The 18126-nt window shown below is 37.9% G+C and carries 15 protein-coding genes and 1 pseudogene; 13 read left to right on the top strand and 3 right to left on the bottom strand.

The features are described from left to right. Positions 1-6 precede the first annotated feature (6 nt). From ribBA to LOS73_RS17845, 6 genes are all read left to right on the top strand, one after another. Positions 7-1119: a bifunctional 3,4-dihydroxy-2-butanone-4-phosphate synthase/GTP cyclohydrolase II gene (ribBA, locus tag LOS73_RS17870; protein WP_457934061.1), complete on the top strand. Its 1113-nt coding sequence runs from the start codon at positions 7-9 to the stop codon at positions 1117-1119. Between the two features lie 100 nt (positions 1120-1219). Then, entirely contained in the window at positions 1220-1684 is a 465-nt protein-coding gene (gene ribH / locus LOS73_RS17865; protein WP_002961753.1) for a 6,7-dimethyl-8-ribityllumazine synthase, read from the top strand. Positions 1685-1699: 15 nt separating this feature from the next. Continuing rightward, on the top strand, positions 1700-2110 hold the full coding sequence (nusB, locus tag LOS73_RS17860) for a transcription antitermination factor NusB (RefSeq protein ID WP_002961751.1): 411 nt from the start codon (positions 1700-1702) through the stop codon (positions 2108-2110). An 87-nt stretch (positions 2111-2197) separates the two neighbouring features. Then, positions 2198-3172: a thiamine-phosphate kinase gene (thiL, locus tag LOS73_RS17855; protein ID WP_457934060.1), complete on the top strand. Its 975-nt coding sequence runs from the start codon at positions 2198-2200 to the stop codon at positions 3170-3172. Then, a complete protein-coding gene (locus tag LOS73_RS17850; protein WP_007377466.1) occupies positions 3169-3654 on the top strand; it encodes a phosphatidylglycerophosphatase A family protein in 486 nt (161 codons plus the stop codon). The genes thiL and LOS73_RS17850 overlap by 4 nt, the downstream gene beginning before the upstream one ends. 37 nt (positions 3655-3691) lie before the next feature. After that, positions 3692-6778 carry a diguanylate cyclase domain-containing protein gene (locus tag LOS73_RS17845; RefSeq protein ID WP_457934059.1) on the top strand — a complete coding sequence of 1029 codons (3087 nt, stop codon included), beginning with the start codon at positions 3692-3694 and terminating at the stop codon, positions 6776-6778. A gap of 81 nt (positions 6779-6859) precedes the next feature. On the opposite strand, the gene dxs is transcribed toward LOS73_RS17845, so the two are convergent. The 3 genes from dxs to LOS73_RS17830 all read right to left on the bottom strand — a co-directional run bounded on the left by dxs (position 6860) and on the right by LOS73_RS17830 (position 9960). Then, positions 6860-8722: a 1-deoxy-D-xylulose-5-phosphate synthase gene (gene dxs / locus LOS73_RS17840; protein ID WP_342865390.1), complete on the bottom strand. Its 1863-nt coding sequence runs from the start codon at positions 8720-8722 to the stop codon at positions 6860-6862. A gap of 105 nt (positions 8723-8827) precedes the next feature. Continuing rightward, positions 8828-9715, bottom strand: a complete 888-nt coding sequence (gene ispA / locus LOS73_RS17835; protein ID WP_007377463.1) for a (2E,6E)-farnesyl diphosphate synthase — start codon at positions 9713-9715, stop codon at positions 8828-8830. 2 nt (positions 9716-9717) lie between these two features. Continuing rightward, positions 9718-9960 carry an exodeoxyribonuclease VII small subunit gene (locus LOS73_RS17830; protein WP_008137959.1) on the bottom strand — a complete coding sequence of 81 codons (243 nt, stop codon included), beginning with the start codon at positions 9958-9960 and terminating at the stop codon, positions 9718-9720. A gap of 322 nt (positions 9961-10282) precedes the next feature. On the opposite strand from LOS73_RS17830, the gene pomA reads away from it, so the two are divergent. The 7 genes and pseudogenes from pomA (at position 10283) to LOS73_RS17795 (ending at position 18120) form a co-directional block, all read left to right on the top strand. Further along, a complete protein-coding gene (gene pomA / locus LOS73_RS17825; protein ID WP_007377461.1) occupies positions 10283-11050 on the top strand; it encodes a flagellar motor protein PomA in 768 nt (255 codons plus the stop codon). A gap of 2 nt (positions 11051-11052) precedes the next feature. Then, positions 11053-11973 (top strand): flagellar motor protein MotB, encoded by a 921-nt coding sequence (locus LOS73_RS17820; RefSeq protein ID WP_007377460.1) that lies wholly within the window; start codon positions 11053-11055, stop codon positions 11971-11973. Positions 11974-12143: 170 nt separating this feature from the next. After that, complete coding sequence (locus LOS73_RS17815; protein WP_007377459.1) at positions 12144-12635, top strand: hypothetical protein; 492 nt, start codon at positions 12144-12146, stop codon at positions 12633-12635. 61 nt (positions 12636-12696) lie between these two features. Further along, positions 12697-13014: pseudogene (locus tag LOS73_RS17810) on the top strand (toprim domain-containing protein); the annotation flags it as partial. Positions 13015-13089: 75 nt separating this feature from the next. Beyond that, the gene (locus LOS73_RS17805; protein ID WP_457934058.1) at positions 13090-14256 is read left to right on the top strand and encodes a site-specific integrase; all 1167 of its coding nucleotides are present in this window, start codon (positions 13090-13092) and stop codon (positions 14254-14256) included. 163 nt (positions 14257-14419) lie between these two features. Further along, positions 14420-16216 (top strand): site-specific integrase, encoded by a 1797-nt coding sequence (locus LOS73_RS17800; protein WP_457934057.1) that lies wholly within the window; start codon positions 14420-14422, stop codon positions 16214-16216. 2 nt (positions 16217-16218) lie between these two features. Beyond that, on the top strand, positions 16219-18120 hold the full coding sequence (locus tag LOS73_RS17795) for a site-specific integrase (protein WP_457934056.1): 1902 nt from the start codon (positions 16219-16221) through the stop codon (positions 18118-18120). The last annotated feature ends 6 nt before the right edge of the window (positions 18121-18126 follow it).

Here is an 18126-nt window from a genome sequence, read left to right as displayed (position 1 = left end):
AAATTTATGAATTTACACAGCGCACAAGAAATCATCGACGATATTAAAACCGGTAAAATGGTTATTTTAATGGATGATGAAGATAGAGAAAATGAAGGCGATTTAATAATAGCTGCTGAGCATATTAGCGCAGAAGCGATTAATTTCATGGCTACCCATGGCCGTGGTTTAATTTGTTTAACCATGACGCAAGAGCGTTGCGAGCAACTTGATTTACCGTTGATGGTTAAAAACAATGGTGCAGCATTTTCGACTAACTTTACAATGTCGATAGAAGCATCTAAAGGTGTTACAACCGGTATTTCAGCGGCAGATAGAGCGCGCACAGTGCAAGCTGCGATAGCTAAAGGTGCAATACCAAGTGATATTGTGCAGCCGGGGCATATTTTTCCTATTATGGCACAACCTGGTGGCGTATTAACTCGCGCAGGACACACCGAAGCTGGCTGTGATTTAGCGCGTTTGGCTGGGCTTGAAGCATCATCTGTTATTGTTGAAATACTTAATGCTGATGGCACCATGGCGCGTCGCCCTGATTTAGAAGTCTTTGCGAAAGAGCACGGTATTAAAATTGGCACCATTGCTGATTTAATCGAATACCGCAACTTAAACGAAACAACAATTGAGCAAGTAGCAAAATGTAAGTTACCAACAGAGCATGGTGAGTTTGATTTGGTGACTTACAAAGACACAATTGACGGCCAATTACATTACGTATTGCTCAAAGGCGATATAAAAGATCAAGAGCCGACAAATGTACGTGTACATTTACAAAGTACCTTTAACGATATTCTACTTTCAGACAGAAGTGCTGAGCGTAGTTGGGGTCTTTCTGAAGCAATGGCCTATATTGCTAAAAATGAAGGTGCTTTAGTTATTTTAGGTAAGCAAGAAAGCACTGAAGAGTTAGAGGCAACTGTGAAAGCATTTGCAGCAGCTGATGCAGGCGAAAGCGTTACGCCACGTAAATTCAAAGGTACATCTCGTACTGTTGGCGTAGGTTCGCAAATACTTGCCGATCTTGGAATTAAACAAATGCGATTAATGAGTCGCCCTAAAAAGTACCATGCACTTTCGGGCTTTCATTTAGAAGTTGTTGATTACGTTGAGCCACAATAAGCATCACGCTTAAACTAGGCTATTATTTTATTTTTATGGTATGATGCGCAGCAATTTTTGCGCAATCGCAACCGCTTGAACTTATTTTTAGGGTTATCAAATGAAAATTATTGAAGGTAATAAGTACGCTCCAGGCAAAAAGTTTGCCATTGTCATTTCTCGTTTTAATGACTTTATTGGTAGCAGCCTCCTTGCAGGTGCTGTTGATGAGCTAAAACGCACTGGTGGCGTATCTGATGACGACATTACCGTTATTTATGTACCAGGCGCGGTAGAATTACCTTTAGCGGCTAAACGCGTTGCAGCAAAAAAAGAGTATGATGCAATCATCGCATTAGGCGTAGTGATCAGAGGTGGTACACCACACTTTGACCTAGTTGCTGGCGAATCAAACAAAGGTCTTGCGCAAGTATCACTTGAGTATGATATCCCGGTTGCATTTGGCGTATTAACCACAGAAAGCATTGAACAAGCAATTGAGCGTGCTGGCACCAAAATGGGCAATAAAGGCGGCGAAGCTGCTTTAGGCGCGCTTGAAATGGTTAATGTGTTAGATAAAATTTAAGTTTAAGGAATTTTTGTGAAACCAGCAGCAAGACGTAAAGCACGTATCTTAGCACTCCAAGCCGTTTATTCTTGGCAAATAAGTGGCAATCTAATTGCCGATATCGAACAACAAATGTTGATCGAAACAGACGTTACTAAAATTGATGTTGAATACTTTAAAGATTTAGCGACGGGTGTTGCTGTAAATTACAAGCAACTAGACGAAGCTGTATCACCACATTTAACACGTCCGTTTGATGACTTAGATATGGTTGAGCGTGCAATTTTACGTTTAAGCAGCTATGAGCTTAAGTTCCGTGAAGACGTACCTTATAAAGTTGCTATTAACGAAGGTATTGAGCTTGCCAAAATTTTTGGCGCTGAAGATAGCCATAAATTTGTAAACGGTGTACTTGATAAAGCTGTTAAGCATTTACGCAAGTAATAACAATTCACTCTGAATTTTAAATTTCAGATTGATTGGTTAAACAACCGTTAAAAGGAGAGCCGGCATAGGTCGGCTTTTTTGTGTATGAAGGAATTTGAATTAATTAATCGCTACTTTAAAGGTCGCGGTATCACTCGTCGTGATGTAAACCTAGGAATAGGGGATGATTGCGCATTGGTCTCTGTTCCACAAAATTGCCAACTTGCCGTTACAACAGATACTCTTGTTGCTGGCGTGCACTTTTTTGATGATATTTCCCCTCGTGCACTCGGTCATAGAGCACTCGCTGTGAATTTAAGTGATTTAGCTGCAATGGGCGCTGAACCAACATGGGTTTCGGTTGCACTCACATTGCCAAGTATAGATCCGCAGTGGATTGAAGAATTTACTGAAGGTATGCATGAAATTGCAGAATACTTTAATGTACAAATTATTGGTGGCGATACGACTCAAGGGCCATTAACTATTACTATTTGTGCAAAAGGAACGGTACCTGAGGGGAAAGCTCTGCGCAGAAGTGGTGCTAAAGTGGGGGATTGGATTTATGTTACAGGTCCTTTAGGGGATGCAGGTTTAGCTATTGAATCGCGCAAGCAAGGTTTTAAAATAGAGCCTGAACATTTAAAATATGTTAATAAACGTTTCGATTATCCAACACCTCGCGTAGCAGCTGGCCAAGTTTTACGCGGACTTGCATCATCGGCTATTGATGTATCTGACGGTCTTATTGCTGATTTAGGCCATATTCTTGATATGTCGCAAGTAAGTGCTGTTATTAATGTTGAAAGTATTCCTACATCAGATGCGATGAAATCGAGCCTTGATTTTGATCAGCAATTACCGTTTATTCTTAGCTACGGCGATGACTACGAATTGTTATTTACTGTTCCTGATAGTAATAAAGGGATGTTGGATTTAAAACTACGTCAATATGGTGTAGATGCCGTATGTATAGGACAAGTTAAAAGTGGTGATGGCCAAATTGAGCTTTTATACAATGGTGAAGAGCTTAATTTTGAGCAGCATGGCTTTGAGCATTTTGCAAAGGAGCAGGTTTGAATAATAACCGCAAGTTTAATTTAAAGCGTCCGCACCAATTTTTTGGTTTAGGGTTTGGCACAGGCCTTGCGCCTAAAGCGCCTGGTACATTTGGTACTTTTGCTGCACTGCCATTTATTTTTATGACAATGTACTATCCATTATGGTTACAAATTGTGTTTGCTGTAGTGATCAGTATATTTGGTATATGGGCATGTGGTAAAACGGCTGATGATTTAGGCGTGCACGACCATCCTGCAATTGTATGGGATGAAGTGGCTGGCTATTACATTACCATGATTGGCGCAGCGCTTAGCTGGCAGAGTTTATTAGTTGGCTTTTTGTTATTTCGCTTTTTTGATATAGCAAAACCAGGCCCAATCCGTATGCTAGATAAACGAGTACATGGCGGTTTAGGTATTATGGCTGATGATATATTGGCTGGTATTTTTTCGCTTATTTGTTTGCAAGCGTTAATAAAAGTGGGTTTACTACCCTTTTAATTTTTATATTTGAATTGTTTAACTAGGTGGCAGCAATATGATGCGATTTTTACTGGTTTGTGTACTGATGTTGTGCGCGACGCCAAGCTGGGCCTCAATTACTGATTATGTCGTTAAGCAATGGAATATAAAAGACGGTTTGCCGTCACAATCACTCAAAAGTGTAGTGCAAGATCAGCAAGGTTATATGTGGCTGGGCACTCAGTTTGGGTTAAGCCGTTTTGATGGAACAACATTTACTAACTATAGTACCCAAAATAGTTATTTTTTACCAAGTAATGGTATTAATAAACTTTTAATCGATTCGAACGGGTTATTGTGGATAGGTACTAAAAGCGGATTAGTTGTAATTAACCCGGCAACATTTGCAGCACAAGAATTTAATATTAAAGGCCCTGTAAGGGATATTTTAGAAGATTCTAAAGGCAGTATCTGGATTGCGGCAAATGGTTTGTATTATGTTGATAGAGGGCAAGTTGACTTGCAAACTCACGCTAGCGGTCAACTACCTATTGTCAATGCGACAGTAATCACCCAAATTGTCGGCTCAGTTAGTCAAATGGCACTTTCTCCGGAAGGTATTTGGCTGGTTAATGACCGTCATTTGTTACGCCTTACTAAAAACGCCTCCGATTTTTCTAAATTACGTTTAGAGCTCACTGCAAAAATATCGCTACCAGAGCGTTTAGCGCAAACTATTGTGCATGATTTATCATTTTTGAACGGCAATTTATACTTGGCTTCAGAACTAGGTGCATATTTTCTAGATTTAGATGATGAGCTAAGGCCATTTCCTTTACCCAATGCTAATAATTCAGCTGTTTATAAGTTTATGAGTGATACCAATGGTGGATTATGGGTTTCAACTTACGGGCGTTTATTATTTAGAGATAAGTCAGGCGAATGGCAATGGGTTGAGCCAAGCCAACTAGATCAAAGTATTTGGTTTGCAGATATTTTTCGTGATGATAAAAATAATGTATGGCTAGCAAGCTTTAGTGAAGGCTTATGGCTTGCGCATGAAGGGCGGGTTGAACGACATTCAGCTGTATCTGAGATGACTGAGGCCGTTATGGCAATAAGCCAAGCACCTGATGGAAAATTATGGGTCGCTAACAAAAGTGGTATTGGTTACTTTGATTTAAGTAAAAGCTTTATAAACCTGATCCCTAGTAGTAAATACAGCCGATCGTCAGTCCATGACTTACAGTTTGATGGTGAGCGACTCTATATAGCCACAGGAAGAGGTTTATTTGTTTATGAGAATAATACACTTTATACCGTTCCAGGGCGTGCGCTACGTGATAACCCTGTATTTGCTATAAGCCGTTCAAGCAAAGGTGGTTTTTGGATTGGCACTGGACGGGGGTTATATCGTCTTGGTTATGCGGGACTAACGCCGTTTGCGTATAATGCATTTTTAGGTAGTAAGTTTATTACTTACGTATTGGATAAAACTAATTTTGGAGTGATAGGTACAAGTAAAGGCGCCTATTACTTTACCGAGCGTGGCATTGAAAAAATTGGTGATCAAACATCTTTAGAAAGTGCTTATGTAACAAGTGTACTGCATATTGATGGTGTAGGTATTTTAATTGGTTCTCTTAACGACGGGCTTTTTTATAGAAGTACCCAAGGGCAATGGCGTCAACTTGATGCGGCTAATGGTCTACCATATGGATCAATTTTTAGCCTCGAATACGATGAAAAGCTAAAACATGTTTGGGTTAGCACCATGAAAGGCGTTTATAGGATGCCTGTAGATCAATTCAAAGCAGATATTAAAAGCTTAAAAGTAGAGGAAGTTATTTCTTCATTTGATCGTCAACTCGATGGTAAAGCTAATCAGTGTTGTAGTGGGTTAGGCCATGACGCAGTTGCTAATATTGGCAGTTCAATTTGGTATCCTAGTTTGCAAGGGATTGTAGAGATCCCTAAAAACGTAGAGCTATTTGGCGTGTTGTCATTGAAGCCAAAAGTAGAAACAATTACCACACCATTGCGTAATTTAACAACTGCAGCCTTAGGTCAAAAACCATCATTAGAAACTGATGAGCGAGATATAACGCTTACCTACACGGCTATAGATTATTATGCACCAAACAGCATTGAATTTAGGTATAAGCTAAGTGGCTTAGATAGCGATTGGCGTTATGCAAATACACGTAGAGAAGCTATTTATACTAACTTACCGGCAGGGTCGTTTTTATTTCAGCTTGAAGCAAAGCGACAAGGTGAAGATTGGAGTAAAGCACAAGAAGCTGAATACGGCTTTATTGTGCCAGAGCGCTTTGATGAAACTATTTATTTTAGATTGTTGATCACCAGTGGCTTCATTTTGTTTTTTTACTTGGTTTTTTGGGTATTTAGAGCACAAGAGCGCAGAAAGCAAGAAGCACTCGAGGGATTGATCACCGAACGTACATTAGAGTTACGTCAAGCTAATGATAAGCTTAATCAAGTGAATTCACAGCTCAAGCTAGTAAGTCATTCAGACGAGCTTACGGGGCTTCGTAGTCGTCGATTTTTGTTCGATCAATTGCCTAAAGATATCGAACACTTTCAACGTAATTCTCAATCGCTGCAAGCTCAGGGTAAGTCACTTGTTTTACTAATAATCAACTTTGATAACTTTAGTCGAATTAACGATGCATATGGCCCAATAGCGGGTGATAGCTGTTTGCAGCAAATGGCAGCATTACTTAACTCTCGCACACAAGGATCTGACTACGTAGCGCGTTGGAGTGGCGATGAATTTTTACTCCTACTGCGTGATTTTAAATGTAATAAAATAGATAGCTATGCTTCGGAGCTGTGCCAAGCTGTTGCAGAGTATTCATTCCAGCTTCCGAATGGAAAAAGTACTAATATTATGGCGTCAATTGGTTGGTCTTTCTACCCGTTACCACTTTTAGGTGGGCAAGTAATCAGTTGGGAGACATCTATTAACTTAGCTGATATTGCACTGCACCAAGTTAAAAAGCGTGGTGGCGATGGTGTTGCAAACATTACATTTGATGATCAGCTTGATGCATTTGAGTTTGAGCAAAACTCTAACGTTGACCAACAATTAGGTATTTTACAAACTAATGGCCTAGCTGATATTAAAGTGTGGATGCGCTGATCAGCTGATGGGTAATATTTGACATTAAAAAAGGAGCCTAGGCTCCTTTTTTAATGTGCTCTACATTTAAATGTATAGAAGTTAATTAATAAACGTTTTAATCGCGGTTAGTATTCCTTGCTCGCCTAATCCCATTTCATCGTGCATTTCATCTTGCGTGCCGTGTTTAATAAACTCATCAGGAATACCTAAGTTAAGGATATTAATATCAGCTTTTTGCGTTGCGAGGTATTCGTTAACTGCAGAGCCGGCACCGCCAGCAATCGCGTTATCTTCAAGCGTAACAAAGGTATCGTGGCTAGTAGCAAGCTCATTTAAAAGTGCAGTATCAAGTGGTTTAATAAAACGCATATTAACAAGCGTTGCATCTAATTCATTTGCGGCAAGCTGTGCGTTTTCAAGTAATGTACCGAATGATAAAATGGCAATCTTTCTGCCTTGTTTAACCGTATTTGCTTTGCCTATTTCAAGCAATTGCATAGTGCTTTCAATGTCTGCAGTACCTGCGCTACCTCGAGGATAACGAACTGCAACAGGGCAGTTTGCTTTATAACCGGTGTATAGCATTTGGCGACACTCGTTAGTGTCGCTTGGTGCCATAATGACCATATTTGGAATACAGCGCATAAAGCTTAAATCGTACGCACCTTGATGAGTTTCACCATCGGCTCCAACAATGCCTGCCCGGTCAATGGCAAATAATACAGGTAAGTTTTGCAGTGCAACATCATGTATTAATTGGTCATATGCACGTTGTAAAAAGCTTGAGTAAATAGCCACAACAGGCTTTAAACCTTCACAGGCAAAACCAGCAGCTAAAGTAACAGCATGCTGCTCTGCAATGGCCACATCAAAATACTGGTCAGGGAATTCTTTAGAAAAACGCACCATACCTGAGCCTTCGCGCATTGCTGGCGTAATCGCCATTAAATTGCTGTCTTGCTCTGCCATATCGCATAACCAATCGCCAAATACTTTTGAAAAAGTAGCTGCACTAGGTTTAGATTTAGGTAAGCTAGTTGTGCTTGGGTCAAATTTTGGTACGCCATGATAGCCAATCGGATCGGCTTCAGCTGGTTTATAACCCTTACCTTTTTGCGTTTTTATATGTAAAAGTTGCGGACCTTTTAAATTACGCATATTACGTAATGTATCTACAAGCATGTTTACATCGTGACCATCAATTGGGCCGATGTAATTTAGGCCTAATTCTTCAAAGAAGGTACCTGGGATCATCATGCCTTTAATATGCTCTTCCATTTTACTGGCAAGTTGCTTTACCGGAGGCACGCCTGAGAGTAACTTTTTGCTACCTTCACGAATGTTAGTGTAAAAGCTACCTGATAAAATTCGGGCAAAGTGATTTGTTAAGGCGCCAACATTTTCAGAAATCGACATTTCGTTATCATTTAAAATAATAAGCATGTCTGATTTTACATCACCTAAATGATTCATCGCTTCAAATGCCATGCCTGCGGTTATTGCTCCGTCACCGATAATGGCTACAGATTTTCGACCTTTGCCTTCTTTTTGGGCGGCAATAGACATACCTAAGGCGGCTGAAATAGAGGTGCTTGAATGACCTACGCTAAACGTATCGTATTGGCTTTCATCGCGAAAAGGAAAAGGGTGTAAACCGTCTTTTTGGCGAATAGTGTGCATTTGGTCGCGACGACCTGTAAGGATTTTATGTGGATAAGCTTGATGACCCACATCCCAAACTAGGCGATCGTCTGGAGTGTTATAAACATAATGCAGCGCAACGGTTAGTTCAACCGTCCCTAAACCAGACGCTAGATGACCGCTACTTTGCGATACTGAGTTGAGTAAATAATCGCGCAGCTCATTGCTAAATGCAGGGAGTTTATCTTGCGCTAAATCACGCAATTGGGCTGGCTCGTCAACCAAATTAAGTAATGGATACTTGCTACTATCAAGTGTCATGGTTTTATATATATCCTTCGCTAACATTAATTAATCCAAAGCTTTCACGAATAATTAATGTTGAGTAATAATGTCAGTGTTAATTGCAATACGTGTGAGTAATAATTAGTGGTCACGCTCAATTAGGTAATTTGCCAGCGATGCAAGAAGTGTGGTGTCTGCATCTATATTTGCCAACGCTTCATGGGCTTGTTGTATTAAGTTTTGTGCCTTTTCTTTAGCGCCTAGCATACCTAATAACGCAGGGTATGTCGCTTTATTCGCGGCAATATCGGAGCCTTGTGGTTTACCTAAAGTAACCGTATCGCCTTCAACATCTAAAATGTCGTCGTGTACTTGAAATGCAAGCCCTATAGCATACCCAAAAACGCTTAAGTTTTCTAAGGTTTGTTCATCAACATTTTCGCTGCACAGTGCACCAAGTGTAATTGCGCAATTAATAAGTGCGCCAGTTTTTAGCTTATGTATTCGCTCAAGTTCTTGTACTGTAATTATTTTATCAGTGGCTGCAATATCTAAACCTTGACCTGAAACCATTCCTTCAAGGCCTGATGCGTGGGCGAGTGCCGCTATCATTTTTACCTGTGTTTGAGCAGAGCAGTTAAAACTATGTTTAGCAATTAGTTCAAAAGCTAAAGTTTGAAGAGCATCGCCGGCTAAAATTGCTTGGGCTTCACCATAAACTATATGACAAGTTGGTCGACCACGACGCAGATCGTCGTCATCCATAGCAGGTAAGTCATCATGTACTAGCGAGTAACTGTGTATGCATTCAATAGCTGCTGCTAATATATCTAAATCTTTTTTGTCTGCCCCTAATATTTTGCCTGTTGCGTAGACTAAAAATGGGCGCAGCCTTTTTCCACCATTAAACAAACTGTAATGAGTTGCTTCTTTTATTGCTCTATCACTATCAAGTGCTTGTTCAAAATAAAGGTTTAGTGCTGATGCAACGTCTATTTGAGCACGCTCAATATGTTCTTTAATGCTCACCGCTATTCCATATCATTATCAAAGTTTGTAAGTACTGATTTATCGCCATTACCCATTAAAATAGATACCTTTTGTTCTGCTTGCTTGAGTTTACCAGATGAAGCGTTAGCTAGAGCAATACCGCGTTCAAACTGCTTCAATGACTGCTCAAGCGATAAATCACCTTGTTCCATATCACTAACAATTATTGATAATTCTTCTAGTGCTTGTTCGAAACTTAAGTTTTCAGGTTTTTTAGTCGCCATCTTATTTCAGCTTACTTGATAAATTTAGGAGCCAATTTTAGGGGGAATGCTAAACTAGGTCAAAGAATGATATGTTTTTTTCTTCTATTACGGCTAAATGTTACTTTATGTGGATTAATAAAGCCTTAATTACGGTCATACTGATATCATTTAAATGATTAATCGTTATATTAACATTGTAACTTTGTTTAAAAATAATCTTGGAATTGTTTTTTATGTTTATTTTCATATATGACTCAAGCAATTTAGCATGTTGCCGATAAGCAGTTAATAATAAAAGTTTTACAATAAGGCCTTAGTGCATGAAACCTCTGGAGGTAATGTGGATTTAGCAACCATAATAGGGATCCTTGGCGCAATTGGCTTAATTGTCATGTCCATGTTTATGAGTAGTAGTGGTGAAATGGCCATGTTTTACAATACCCCTTCAGTGGTAATTGTATTTGGTGGCTCTATATTTATAGTTTTATCTAATTACACCATGGGACAATTTTTTGGGATAGGTAAAGTTGCCGCTAAAGCTTTTATGTTTAAAATTGAATCGCCGGAAGAGTTAATTGAAAAAGCGGTTGAACTTGCAGATTCAGCTCGAAAGGGCGGTTTTCTGGCGCTTGAGGAAGCTGAAATACCAAATCAATTTATGCGTAAAGGTGTAGATATGCTAGTTGATGGTCACGATGCTGACGTTGTTAGAGCGACCTTACAAAAAGATATCACTTTAACTTCAACACGACATGAAATGGGCGCAGGCTTATTTAAAGCGATGGCCGATATTGCTCCTGCAATGGGTATGATTGGTACGCTTATTGGTTTAGTTGCTATGTTATCGAATATGGACGATCCAAAATCAATTGGTCCTTCAATGGCTGTTGCACTATTAACTACCTTATACGGTGCCTTTTTAGCAAACGTAGTGGCTATCCCTATTCAAGTTAAATTGGAACTTCGTAAAGACGAAGAGGCGATGAATCAACGTTTGATTTTAGATGCAGTTTTAGGTATCCAAGATGGTCAAAATCCAAAAGTGATTGAAGGTATTTTGAAGAACTACTTAGCTGAATCAAAACGTAAAGTTGATACTGAGGAGTAACCATGTCTGAGCAAGAGTGTAAATGTCCGCCTCCTGGTTTACCTGCTTGGATGGGGACCTTTGCCGACTTAATGTCTTTACTGATGTGCTTTTTTGTACTCTTGCTTGCATTTTCTGAAATGGATGTACTTAAATTTAAACAAATAGCAGGCTCGATGAAGTTTGCTTTCGGTGTACAAAACAAAATAGAAGTAAAAGATATTCCCAAAGGTACCTCGGTTATTGCAATGGAGTTTACGCCAGGTAAACCAGAACCTACACCAATTGAAACTATTCAGCAGCAAACCGTAGAAATGACTCAGCAAATGCTTGAATTTCAAGCCGGTGATGAAAGTTCAGCTGGCGGCAGGCAAGAACAACGAGGTGATAAACGTGGTGGTGAGTCTCGGAGCACTTCGCAGGAAAAATCTTCAGAGCAGGCTATTTCAGCAGCGGATCAAGAACAAACAAACGAGCTTGTTAAAAAAATCGCGCAGCAGCTTGAAAAGCAAATTATTGATGGTGCAATAGAGCTTGAGTCTTTAGGGCAGCAAATAATTATTCGTATTAGAGAAAACGGTTCCTTTCCTTCAGGTAGTGCATTTTTACAACCTAAGTTTAAACCTATAATTCAAGATATCGGTGTTCTTTTAAAAGATGTGCCAGGAGAGATTACAGTTTCAGGGCATACCGATGATTTTCAGGTGTCGAATGAACTGTATGTTAATAATTGGGATTTATCATCTAAACGTGCTGTGGCTGTTGCAAGTGAATTACAAAAAGTACAAGGCTTTGACAAAACTCGGATGATGGTTGTTGGGCGAGCTGAAACAAGACCTCTTGTACCAAATGATACAGATGAAGACCGCCGTCGTAACAGGCGTGTAGAGATTTCTATTTTACAAGGTAAGGCAAAAGAGTCAGCACCTATTGATGTTAGGTAACTTTACTTGGCAAATACGTTTATTTATCATAAAGTAAGCTTTCAATAACAAATGTAACGGAGTCAGCCATGAAGAATATCGATAAATTTAGTTATATGCCAGGTAATGGCGGTGGTAATGACGATAATGATGATAAAGAACCTGATAAAAAATAGGCTGAGTGTAATATTTTGCCTGAATGGTTTGAAAGTATTTCTAGGTTACTCGAGAGTAGCTGGGTTTTTATATTAAGCCCTGCTATTTTTGTGTTTTACCTACGCAAAGATCACCTTGCATTACGCTTTGTGTTGGTTACTGCTGTATTTTTTTTTTATGGAGCGTTGATCAACGACTATTTAAAAGAGTTCGATAGCAGTACTTATATATATCGTTACGTTATTTGGGCATTTAATGATCTTGCTTGGATGGCTTTGATCGCCTATTTAGGAATAAAAGACAAAATTTATTTGTGGCAGTGTGTTATCGGTCAACTAGTTGTTATAAGTGCCCCTATTTTACAGCTATTTAGGTTGGTTGATCGCCATCTATGGGATCTTTCTTATAGTACATATATTTATAAAACCTTATTGCCTTTCATTAATATTGGTACCGTTGTTGTTTGTTACCTACCGCTAGTTTATTTCTTAAGTAACAAGCGCAATATTGCATCAAACGAACAATAAAATTTATAGCTTTAAACTAATGTGCTAGACTACTGTTTATATAAACAGTGGTGAGCAAGCTATGAAACTCTACATTGCAGAAAAACCTTCACTTGGACGCGCTATTGCTGATGCGTTACCAAAACCACATAAAAAACACGATGGCTATATAGAAGTTGCTAACGGTGATTGTGTCTCGTGGTGTATTGGGCATTTGCTAGAACAAGCAGAGCCTGATGATTATGATGAGCGCTTTAAAAAGTGGCAGTTTGATCACTTACCTATAATACCTGAGCAGTGGAAGTTAAAAGCCAAAACCAAAACTCGCAAACAGCTCACTGTTTTAAAAAAATTAATTAAACAAGCTTCGCAACTTATTCATGCTGGCGATCCAGACCGCGCACTGTTACGATATTTTAATGAAAGCTCATTGTTACAATAAATATCATTAAAAGTGTGAAATAGGATCTGACTTATGAACTACATTTTATGGACAGTACCAAGTTTAACTATTGACCAAAAATTATCTAAGTCAGTTAATTCAGACACGGGTGAAATCAGCTTTAACTTTAATGGATTAGGCCACCATGTTCAGAATGTTGTATTGTTATATCAAGATAATGGTTTACCAGTTAGTGTTGTAAATAATTGGCTTATTTATCTAAAGACCTCTCTATATCGAAAAAGTGTAAACACTCAAGCTCAGGCATTACTACATTACTTTATCTTCCTAGATGAAATAGGGCTTGAGTGGGACGAGATGCCCATTACTTCAAGAAATAAACCTACGTATAAGTTCAGTAAACATCTTAAAGATGCAGTGAAGAATGGAACTATTGCTAGAACAACAGCCAATAATTACTTAGGCTCAATTGTCAGTTTCTATAAGTTTTATTTAAACAAAGGTTACGAATTTACAAATAAGCCATTTAATTATAAAACGATTAAAGTGAACGTTAATGGTGGGCATGAGTTTAGTAGAGGTAAGTTTGTCTTTGTCGACTCGACAGATATTAGACTGAACTTACCTAAGGATAAAAGTAATTTTGGTATGCCAAGAGAGCTTGTTCCTTTGAGTGAGCATGAATGGACTTTGGTCGATGAAATATGCAGTCAGGGAAAGGTAAATTCAAATACTTCAAAAGGAGCTGCTTTAGTAAACCTATCAGAGGAATTTAAGCTTGCCGTAGCTTTAGCAAGACATACAGGATTACGTAGAGAAGAGATTGTTACTTTTAGATCAAAGTTTATTTATAAGCCAACAGCTGAGCAACTTCGTCATAAATATTTAATCCATACAAATGGCGTGCACATATCACCGCAAGAGGGAGTGAACACTAAAGGCTCTGGCAGCAGAACAATTGAGATACCTTCATCGTTAATGCATCAATTACATCAATACATTAATTCAAAGCGTTACATAAAACGTAGAAAACTCTTCGAAGTAAATAACCCCGATGAATTAAACAATCCACCTTTGTTTATTTCACAGAATGGACATCATTACGCCTCTAGGACATTTAATGCTCGATGGTGCGAAGTTCGAAATACAGCAAAACTGCAATATCCTAGTTTTAACCATAAGTTTCATAATTTGCGTTCAACTTATGCCGTAACGCGTTTAAAAGAGCTATTAAATTAAGGGGTAAAAGAAGGTGATGCTCTTGATTACATTCAATCTGTAATGGGACACAAGTCAAGAAGTACACTTCTGCATTATTTAAAGTTTTGTCACCAAACATTGGAGGCTAATGAAGTTTATGAGCAAGCCCTTGATCTGGTTTTAAAGGTCGAGGAATAGGGCTATGGCTTTTATCGGAAATGAAAAGCGCAGAGTTACTAATGCTGAAATAACGAATCGTCCAGCGGTATTTACTTTACCAATAGACAAGTTGGTGATTAGTGCTGGCAATAGGAATTGTTTTTTTAAACGTCTAGCTTATAAAAATTGCCCAAAAATAAAGATTGGTACAAGTGGTCAAGAGTTTAAACTTTCACCTAACACTGAGTTAATTGATATGCGACGATGGGAGTTAATTCGACATTGTTATAATGCGATATTACTAATGGACAGAAGGGATCGCACTAAGGTCAGTTACTTTAATTCTTTAGTCATTTTTTTTCAATTTTGCGATAAAAATGAGCTCGAAGTTGGTTTCAACCATACAACTATTATTCCGTTTATTAATAACTTAAAAAAACGTTGTCTAGAAAATATTAGAGGTACGACGATAAATAGTACTTTAGGCGCATTTAAAATGTTTTTAAATGAAATTGAGCCAGTTTTAACTCATGAGCTAAGAGATAATTTTTTATTTATAAAAGACAGTCATGAAAGTACCAAGCCATATACTGATTTAGAATTAAAACAAATTGTTAAATTACTTTACGTGATATTTAATAAGTATAGAACTCATTTACTTAATGGCTCTAACCCTACAGTTCATCCTTTACTGTGTGATGATTTAGGAAATGACTTTTTAGGTAACCCGTTTAACGGAAAGCATATTTTCTCAGTCGTTAGGCCTAGCCATACTTGGAAAAATGAGCTTGTGAAAGCAGCTCTTTATTTGACATCTTTTTACACGGGATTAAATGAAAGCCAACTGTTAGCAATTAAGTTTTCTGATATTTCAAGTGAGCATTTTGAACGAACATCTGATGGTGTTTATAAGCTATCGACAACAAAGCACAGGCAGCGTGGTAGAAAAAACATTACTACAGTAGGCTTTAGTAAAAGAGCCAAAGAATTTTTTGATACATGGTTGTCTTTAAGTAAATTAATAACAAATAATACTTCTGATTACGTTTTTTCAGTTTACTCGAAGAAAAAATATACTGGAATGTTAGAAAATCAGTTTGCTACTTTAATTAATAAAAAGCTTAAATATTTTGAATTACCGGTACTGCGTACAAACCGATTTAGAAAAACTAAAGCTACTTTAATAATAAGAGCAACCGAAAGTATATTCTCTGTTGCTGAAGGCTTAAATAATAGCCCTGATACAGTGTCAAAACATTACTCTAATGGAGTTCCTGAATTAATGGAGTTTTCTATTGCAGGAGCTCTTGATGTTAGGCAGCGGACACTTCAAGGAGAGACATTAAATGATGCGGTTATTAAAAGTGCTTATCACTTTAAAGATCCAGTGAGAGAGCAATTTTACTTAAAAAATAAATTAGATATCCCAAACGCTTTATCCAATGGACTCCGCTGTAAGGATTCTTTCGGTGAAAAAGCTAAGCAGCTAAAAAAATCACTCGTTAAAGCGGGTTTAGCTAAGAAAAAAAATAAAGTCGCATGTTACAAGTTTTTAGAATGCTTTGGTTGTCCATATCATGCCGTTATTGCTGAAGTCGACGATATCTGGCTTATGCTGTCATTCAGAGATGTAATTCTTGAGGTTGCCTGTCAGCCATCAATTAACTCAATACCCACTACTACATTAGCCAAGGTTACTAATACCGTAGAGTCAATTTTAGAACGGTTGAAGCGAGAGTTTCCACGCGTATATAAAAGTGCTGAGTTGAAATATTCTGAGCTTCCGCATCCTCTCTGGGCTGATAAAACGGATTTTAATGTTTTAATGGAGTTAAATTAATAATGAATGAGTTAACTAAGCCTCTAAACACTATTAATGCTGAGCATCAAAACGTAATTAATTCTGATAATACAGTTATCTCTTACTCTTCAGATGGAAAACCGTTTAGCTATTTTCAAGATGATGTTTGGAGAATTCTAAATGAAGGCGTTAAGTTGAATTTTGGAAATCTCAGTGATGGATTTAAATCAGTTTGTAAGAAACTGATTTCTAAGATGTTTAATGGTAGTGATCTTATAAGTAAAAAAAGTATAGGTGTAAAGTACATCCAAGGCTTTTCAATTTTTGATAAATGTATCATTGAATGTGGTGGTACTGACTTTACTTTTATTAATTCAGATAGAGGGTTCCGAGAGTTTATAAAAGTAGCCCAAAGTCGTAATTTAAAATACAAAACATGGAAAAACTACTTAATAATTCTTAGCGTCTTAAAAAAAGAAAAAATTATCACCAGAGTAATTGATAATGCTGATGAATTAGCTGTTTTACTTTCAAATAGTCAGCGTATTTCACATCAAACAATAGCTTTACCAGAAAATATAGCATCTAATTATTTTCTGGTTGCATTAGATATTGTTACTAAGTATCACCCAAGTAGAAAGGTTATCAGTGATACATATGAAAGCTTTATTCAGGATTATAATAAAAATATTGAGCGAGGGTATGGCGTCCCTACAGCAAGGGGGGACGCTCAAAAAAACTATCAAGACATAACTAAAGCAATAGATTTCAAACTAGATCTCACTGGGCAGTGGTTAAGCCTCATTCGAGCTGCATGCTATATAGTTATAGCTGGTTTTACTGGCTGTAGAGATGGCGAAATAAAGTCTTTAACAAAAGAGTCTTATCAAGAAAAAAAGTATGCGGACATGACTATCCCTATTGTTAATGGGGTTCATACAAAAGTTAATATCGCAGGGGTAGAAAGAGAAACAAGTTGGGTCACTATTCCTGCTGTTAAGCTGGCAATTGAGCTTATATGGGATATCTATGAATTTTCGAGAAAAAATTGGAAAGATCGTGCTCAGCTTTGTTCTCACATAGACGAGCAAAATAAAATGATTCAAGAAGCCGACTCCCTTTTTCTATCATACTCGCCTACTGCAAAATACCCTGCCGCAGGTAGGCAAGCAATCGATAAATCTTTAAAAAATTTTGTTAAGGCTACCGGTTATAAAGCAACGGCTCATGATGTTGAGGAGTTTAATTTATTAAACCCTTCGAGAAAGGGAAGTTTAGTTGTTGATGAAATACTAATTCCAAACCCACACTGTTTTAGAAGAACTTTTGCTGTATTCCTTGTTCGTAATAAACTGGCATCACTTTTAGACTTAAAATACCAATTTAAACACATCAATATAGCTATGACCTCTTGGTATTCTAACCAAGCCAATGTCGCAGGCTATTTCGATATGATGCTAGATAAAGAATTACTTTTAGACATAGCACAAGAAAATCATGATTTCATGACCGACACTTTTTACCATATTTATAATGAAGCAGAGTCTTTGTCTGGTGCTGAAGGTAAACGAATCGCAAATTTACGTGGTGATGATAGAAGTACCATTTATTTGAGTCGTGATGAAATATCAAGGCAAGTTCGAGATGGCCAAATGTCTATAATAGAAACGCCTGTTGGCCATTGCACTAATCCCCGATGTGATCGTATTTGTGATGCGCCTGTCTGTAAGTATGCGGTTGTCACTAAAGCTAAGGCATTAGAACTTATCCCTAAAAGGCAATTGTTGATCACCAAATTTGAATCATTAATCGAGTTTGGGTTGAAAATGCCTAACATTTTGTCGAAGCTCTATTATGAGATTAAATCGATAGAACAATGTTTTAAAGATCATAATATTACCTTTGATGTATTCAAACATGACATTAACCAAACACTTTTATAAGAGCAC

It is taken from the genome of Pseudoalteromonas sp. SCSIO 43210 (assembly GCF_054133285.1).
The sequence above is the reverse complement of the archived record's forward strand: the minus strand, read 5'-3'. Positions and strand labels throughout refer to the sequence as shown.

Bases quoted from the DNA above. Each gene is read 5' to 3' on its own strand.
- ribBA (WP_457934061.1), top strand. From the start codon at position 7: ATGAATTTACACAGCGCACAAGAAATCATCGACGATATTAAAACCGGT.
- ribH (WP_002961753.1), top strand. From the start codon at position 1,220: ATGAAAATTATTGAAGGTAATAAGTACGCTCCAGGCAAAAAGTTTGCC.
- thiL (WP_457934060.1), top strand. From the start codon at position 2,198: ATGAAGGAATTTGAATTAATTAATCGCTACTTTAAAGGTCGCGGTATC.
- LOS73_RS17845 (WP_457934059.1), top strand. From the start codon at position 3,692: ATGATGCGATTTTTACTGGTTTGTGTACTGATGTTGTGCGCGACGCCA.
- dxs (WP_342865390.1), bottom strand. From the start codon at position 8,722: ATGACACTTGATAGTAGCAAGTATCCATTACTTAATTTGGTTGACGAG.
- LOS73_RS17830 (WP_008137959.1), bottom strand. From the start codon at position 9,960: ATGGCGACTAAAAAACCTGAAAACTTAAGTTTCGAACAAGCACTAGAA.
- LOS73_RS17820 (WP_007377460.1), top strand. From the start codon at position 11,053: ATGTCTGAGCAAGAGTGTAAATGTCCGCCTCCTGGTTTACCTGCTTGG.
- LOS73_RS17805 (WP_457934058.1), top strand. From the start codon at position 13,090: ATGAACTACATTTTATGGACAGTACCAAGTTTAACTATTGACCAAAAA.
- LOS73_RS17800 (WP_457934057.1), top strand. From the start codon at position 14,420: ATGGCTTTTATCGGAAATGAAAAGCGCAGAGTTACTAATGCTGAAATA.
- LOS73_RS17795 (WP_457934056.1), top strand. From the start codon at position 16,219: ATGAATGAGTTAACTAAGCCTCTAAACACTATTAATGCTGAGCATCAA.